This window comes from Ligilactobacillus equi DSM 15833 = JCM 10991, assembly GCF_000615765.1.
Lineage (GTDB): Bacteria > Bacillota > Bacilli > Lactobacillales > Lactobacillaceae > Ligilactobacillus > Ligilactobacillus equi.
In genome coordinates this window covers 1-6135 of record NZ_BAMI01000082.1, presented here as the reverse complement: position 1 = coordinate 6135, position 6135 = coordinate 1, and the positions used below count along the sequence as shown (strand labels likewise).

At 40.0% G+C, this 6135-nt stretch carries 3 protein-coding genes and 2 pseudogenes; 4 read left to right on the top strand and 1 reads right to left on the bottom strand.

The features are described from left to right. Positions 1-318: 318 nt before the first annotated feature. On the bottom strand, positions 319-960 hold the full coding sequence (locus JCM10991_RS14690; RefSeq protein ID WP_023860533.1) for a CHAP domain-containing protein: 642 nt from the start codon (positions 958-960) through the stop codon (positions 319-321). Positions 961-1415: 455 nt separating this feature from the next. On the opposite strand from JCM10991_RS14690, the gene JCM10991_RS11045 reads away from it, so the two are divergent. The 4 genes and pseudogenes from JCM10991_RS11045 (at position 1416) to JCM10991_RS11030 (ending at position 5983) form a co-directional block, all read left to right on the top strand. Then, entirely contained in the window at positions 1416-2453 is a 1038-nt protein-coding gene (locus JCM10991_RS11045; protein ID WP_023860532.1) for a YeiH family protein, read from the top strand. Positions 2454-2615: 162 nt separating this feature from the next. Beyond that, a pseudogene (locus JCM10991_RS13915) lies at positions 2616-3256 on the top strand (nitroreductase family protein). A gap of 21 nt (positions 3257-3277) precedes the next feature. Then, positions 3278-4110, top strand: a pseudogene (locus JCM10991_RS16650) (SDR family NAD(P)-dependent oxidoreductase). A 76-nt stretch (positions 4111-4186) separates the two neighbouring features. Continuing rightward, the gene (locus JCM10991_RS11030; RefSeq protein WP_051528012.1) at positions 4187-5983 is read left to right on the top strand and encodes an FAD-dependent oxidoreductase; all 1797 of its coding nucleotides are present in this window, start codon (positions 4187-4189) and stop codon (positions 5981-5983) included. Positions 5984-6135 lie beyond the last annotated feature (152 nt).

The following is a 6135-nucleotide window of genomic DNA, read 5'->3' as shown; positions in this document are numbered from 1 at the left end:
TCAAAAGGGTAAAAGTCATGCTTTTGATAAAAGAGTTACCCGCAAGTAAAATGACAGATAAATACCTAGATACCACGTATAAAGTAGTCTCGGAGGCTCGCAGTATTCAACAGATATTTGATAAAATTGGTGATCAAAAATGATAAATCTATAAATTCCAATGTTAGTGCAATGGGAGGAGAGATGTCCACTCATGTTCAACTTAAATTATACAATCCGCCCCGCCAATAGCAAAAGCCTTAAGAAATGAAATTTCTTAAGGCTTTTAACGTTGTTTAGGTTAAAGACAAAAAAGTCACTATCAAGTGACTTCTTAAGTTAATTTTTGTGAATAACGGATTTAATTTTAGTATCGTTGAAAGTCCGGTTGTATTCGTGAATGATTCGACCGGCTTCAGAATTTTGTTCGTAAGTTACCATGTTACCTTGAGCATCAATCGACTTAACGACTCCGGTATGACCATAAATCCCAGGACTTAACTTTCCCCCTGCTTGCCAACAAATAACGTCACCAGGTTTAATATCAGAGATATTAGGGTATTCGGTTACCGTCCAGCCAGCAGCTGCCCAGTCGTAATCTTGACCAATATCTTGAGCAAATTCATGCCCGGAACCCATTAGAGTTGGACCTTTAAGGTGGTCAACATACCAAGCGGTCATCCCGTAGCATTCCCCGTTATAAACAGATTGTTCTTTATTATCTTCCAATGCTTTTAAGGCGGCAGCTACGTCTTTATCGCGTTGCACTTGGTTTTGAATTTCTTGATCAACACTTTGATTTAATTGCTTTTGATCAGGAAGTTGTTGGTTTAATTGGGTGTTGAGGTTAGTAATTGCTTCGCTTGCGCTAGCTTCGAGTGTTGTATTATTAGTTGTTGCAGCACTAGCTGTTTGGAGACCAGTCCCAACAATCAAACCGGCCAAGGAAAGGCTGGTCAAAATATGTAGTGATTTTTTCATTAGCTATTATGCTCCCATGTGATTCCAAATTTAGTACATGTACTAAGCTAGCAGAAAAAAAGAATTAAAACAAGGGCTGAAAAGCGTGATAGATAGGCTTTGTAATAAGTTGTTATGTTTTTGTTACAAAAGTAAAAAATTAAAAAGCTTTAGCTAGGGGATTGTAGACTACTAAAAAAATGTTGTCTACAATTATCTAGTTAAAGTTAAGCTGAATATTAAATTCTGGTAACTTTTTGATTGAATAAGAAACCCGCCTTATGGGGAGACAAGGCGGGTTTGGAGAAAGTATTATGAAAAGTTTGTGCTATTAGCTATGCTCTTAATATAAGATATAAATATTAAGGAAAGTTGATGAAAAAGCTAAGAAAATTTTAAGTTGAAATTAACATATGTTACCAAATAAGTAACTAGTTTTGGTATAATAACCGTAATTGAATGAGAGGGGTAAGATAATGTTAAAGAAGCGTTTCTGGATTGATAATACGGTAGGAATCATTGTTTGCTTGGTAATTGCACTTATTGCATGGTTCTTAGGTAAAGTTGTTCCAGTTGTTGGTAGTGCTGTATTTGCAATTTTAATTGGAATGATTTTGGCTTTATTCTGGGAGAATAAAGGCCAGGCTACAGCTGGAATTAAATTTACTTCGAAATTTATTCTTCAAACAGCAGTAGTTCTGTTGGGATTTGGTCTAAATTTAAATGTAGTTTTGCAGACGGGAAAGGAGTCGCTCCCAATTATTTTAACTACAATTACGACGGCGTTAGTAGTAGCTTACTTGTTACATAAGTTGATGCGGGTACCAGGAAATATTGCGACCTTAATTGGAGTGGGCTCTTCAATTTGTGGGGGGTCGGCAATTGCAGCGACGGCACCAGTAATTGATGCGGAAGATGATGAGGTAGCTCAGGCCATCTCGATTATTTTCTTCTTTAATGTTTTAGCAGCTTTTATTTTTCCTATTTTGGGTAGATTAGTCGGATTTGATACGCATAGTGGGGCCAGCTTTGGAATTTTTGCAGGGACGGCTGTTAATGATACTTCTTCAGTAACAGCTGTAGCTGCGACTTGGGATAGCATGTGGCACCTAGGTTCGCAAACCTTAGATAAAGCTGTAACGGTAAAGTTAACGCGGACTTTAGCAATCATTCCCATTACTTTGGGTCTAGCCTATTTAAAAGCACGCCGGGAAAGTCAACGTGGGGCAGGAAATTTTAGTTTGAAACGAGCCTTCCCAATGTTTATTTTCTACTTTTTGCTTGCCTCATTAATAACCACAGTAGCCACTGACTTAGGTGTAGCGACAGAAACTTTTATGCCACTAAAAGAGCTTAGCAAGTTTATGATAACCATGGCGATGGCGGCCATCGGTTTGAACAGTAATGTGGTTAAATTAGTTAAGTCTAGTGGTAAGCCACTTTTATTAGGTGGGTTGTGCTGGTTGGCGATTACGGTTGTCAGTCTAGGAATGCAACAAATTTTACATTTATAGTATAAGTATGGAGCTAATCGGTGGATTGGCTCCTTTTATTTTGCCTAAAAAAGTAAAAAAATTTATAAAATTTGTGATTTATTGAACTTTTGATTGATTTTTTGGATTTTCCGTTATATGATGTATATGTAAGCGATATTAACTGAATGGAGGTTTTGCATTATGGCAAAAGTAAATAATGATTTTCACAAAATTATGAATGAAAGACACTCGGTACGTCGGTTCGACAGTTCTGTAAAAATTGAGCGTGAAGAACTTGTCGAAATGTTAGATGAAGCAATTACCGCCCCATCAGCTTGTAACTTACAAGCTTGGAAATTTGTGGTCATTGATACCGAAGAAGGTAAGGAAAAATTACGTAGCTTTTGCATGAAATTTAACCACACACAAATTAATAGTAGTTCTGCGGTGGTAATGTTTTTCGGCAACACTTTAGCATATGAAAAATACAGTGCTCTCTGGCACGGGATGTTTGAAGCAGGTAAAGTTAGCGAAGAAGCTATGAATGCGGCTTTGAATACCTTCCTTCCACTTTACCAAAAAGCTGACCGTAAGATGCTAGTAGAGGATGCAATGTAGATACTTCGTTAGCAGCCATGCAATTTATGTTAGCCGCTAGAGAGCATGGTTATGAAACAAACGCAATGGCAGGGTACGATGCAAGCAAAGCAGCGTCAACATTTGACCTTGATCCAGAACAATATATTCCAGTAATGGCAATTGCGATCGGTAAACCAGATGAAACAGCCGAAGAAATCACTACGACTAGATATCCAATTTCAGAATTAGTAGATTTTAGCTAAGGAAACAAGGGGGCGTAGCTTATGGAATTTGAAGGGAAAGTAGCTTTAATTACCGGGGCAGCTCATGGTTTTGGCGAGGCAATTGCTACTCAGGCGGCCGCTCAAAAAATGAAACTAGCCTTACTTGACCAGGATCAAGAAGCTTTGGGTCAAGTGGTCAAGAAGTTAAAGCAAAGCACTGATGTATTGGAAATTGTGGCAGATGTAACCGAGGAAGAACAAGTTTACGCTGCAGTGGATAAGACGATGACAGCATATGGTCAAATAGATTTATTGGTCAATGATGCCGGTGTTGCAGTACCTGGGCCTATTTGGGAACTACCAACTCGTGACTGGGAATGGATTTTGCATGCAGACTTAATGAGTCAGGTCTATGCTTTAAGAAAAGTTATTCCCATCATGATGAAGCAGGAAAATGGGGGCGATATTTTAAATGTGGCCTCGGCAGCAGGTCTTCTAACTGCGCGGGAATGCCTGCTTACTATGCAACCAAATTTGCGGTAGTTGGTATGACCGAAGCAGTCGCATATGACTTACAAGCAGTTAAACAAGATAAGATTCGGATGCATGTCTTTACGCCAGCCTTTGTACAGACGAACTTGATGCATTCAGAAGAGTATCGCCCGGATAAGTATCGGGATGAAAGTGATCCATATTATCAAAGTGAAAGTTTCAAACTGGGACAAAAGATGGCCGTTGATGATTTAACAGCTGGTTTACCAATTGACTCTGTAGGTGCAACCATTTTTGATGGGTTGAAAAATAATGATTTCTACATCCTTACCCACAAAGGAATTGCGCCAATGGCCATTAATCGCGTTAAAGATGCCGTTGAAGGCGCGCCCCAAGTTTGACCAAGTTAATGACTTATCCTGACAAAACGCATACGGATACAAGCTTGTAAAAATTTTCTTAGAAAGGAAAAATAGTTTGATAACAACTTATATAGGTAAAACGCAAGGTTTTCACGGTCCTGTTGCAGCTAGTGTAACGCTAGATGAGCAAGCACGTGTAATTGGCGTTGAAGCTGACTTTAATACCCATGCTCGGGTAGGACGGTTAGCCATTGAACGGATGCAAGAAAAAATGTTGGCAGCGCAAAGTGTTGATGTCGATGCTGTAACTGGGGTGACGTCTAGTTCAATAGCCTTTAAACAAGCTGCTAAAAAGGCGGTAGCTTTAGCTCAAGGAGAAATTTCGGCTCAAGAAGCAGAAGACCTGAACTTTAAGTTAGCTATTGATGGCCCCAAAGTTAAAGCGGATTTTGATGCTGAAGGAACCCCACTTAATACTTCAGATATTCAAGCTTATGTAGCTGCAAATGCTGTTGATAGTTACCGAGTAAGTTATGATTTAGTGGTTATCGGAAGTGGGGGCGCAGGTTTGGCAGCCGCAGTTCAAGCTGCGGAAGAAGGCCTCTCAGTGTTGATTTTGGAAAAAGCAGGTATTCCTGGAGGAACTACGAATTTTTCTGGCGGGGTAGTTCAAGCAAGTGGCACTAAGTACCAAAAAGAAATGACTAAGTTTACGAATGATACAGCGCAAAATCATGCCGATTACTATCTGCAAGCCGCTGAAGGTCTAGCTGATCGCGATTTGGTGACAGACTTGACGAAGCATGCCGGACAAAATATTACTTGGTTAGAAGAAATGGGTGTCAAGTGGATTAGTGTCTATGGTAACAATCATGTGCCATATATTGCTGATAAAGTCCATGCCGACCGTATTCATGTTAACAGTGGTGGTGGCGCTGCGACAGATGGAGTGCTACTAACCCAAGCTCTTTTGAAGAATGCTTTGAGTCTAGGGGTTAAAGTTAGTTATGAAAATTCAGTTCAGGCGTTGATTTTCGATACTGAACGAAAAGAAGTCGTTGGGGTTAAGGCGGCCCGAGGTTACTACCAAGCTAAAAAAGCGGTTTTAATTGCAACTGCAAGTATTGACCACAATCCAGCTTTAGCCAAGGACCTGAGCCCACAGCACTATGCTGATCTTAAGAATAAAGCTTGCATGTCGATTTCTACCGATACCGGGGATGGTCTTATTTTAGGCCAATCAGTTAATGCGGCTCTCTGTGGTCTCGGCGGGACGATTGATTTTGATGGACGGACAGGAAATGCCACTAATAACCAAATGCCTACGATCCCATCTTTCTTCGTCAATGCTGCTGGACGTCGTTTTGTTTGTGAAGATGCAACCTATGCTTACGGTTTCCGAGAGATTTTCCATGAAGAAAGTAAATTCCAGAAACCAACTTATATGATTTTTGCAGATTCATCGCTAAAAGCACCAGCTAGTCCTTGGAATGCAGAAAGTTTAGCTGCAGATATAAAGAAAGGATTAGTGGTGAGTGCGGATTCAATTGAAGCTTTAGCGCAAAAGATTGGTGTGGATGCTCGAGGTTTGGCCAAGACCTTGCAAGACTGGAATGAACTAGCCGTTCGGCACCAAGATCCAGAATTCGGGCGTCAAATGGGTCTAGAACCACTTGCAGGAAAGTACTTTGCCTACCAAAATCGTGCTTCTAACTTAGGATCTTTGGGTGGCTTAAAGATTAATGTTAAAGGTCAAGTTTTAGATATCCATGACCAAGTCATTCCAGGACTTTACGCCGCCGGTCTCGCTGCTGGTGGTTGGATGGGAACTTACTATCCAGGAAGTGGTACTGCCTTAGCAGGTATCATTCACCAGGGTCGTCGTGCCGCCCACAGTATTGCCCAAATATAGATAGAGTACAAAAATCCTATGGTCAAAATACCAATAGGATTTTTTGTATTTTATAGAAAATAAATCTTGCTTATGCTATTTTTTATATTCTGTATAATATAAAAACAGAGGCAAACTGTGAAGTGCCTTATAATTCTTAGACAAAATCTAAT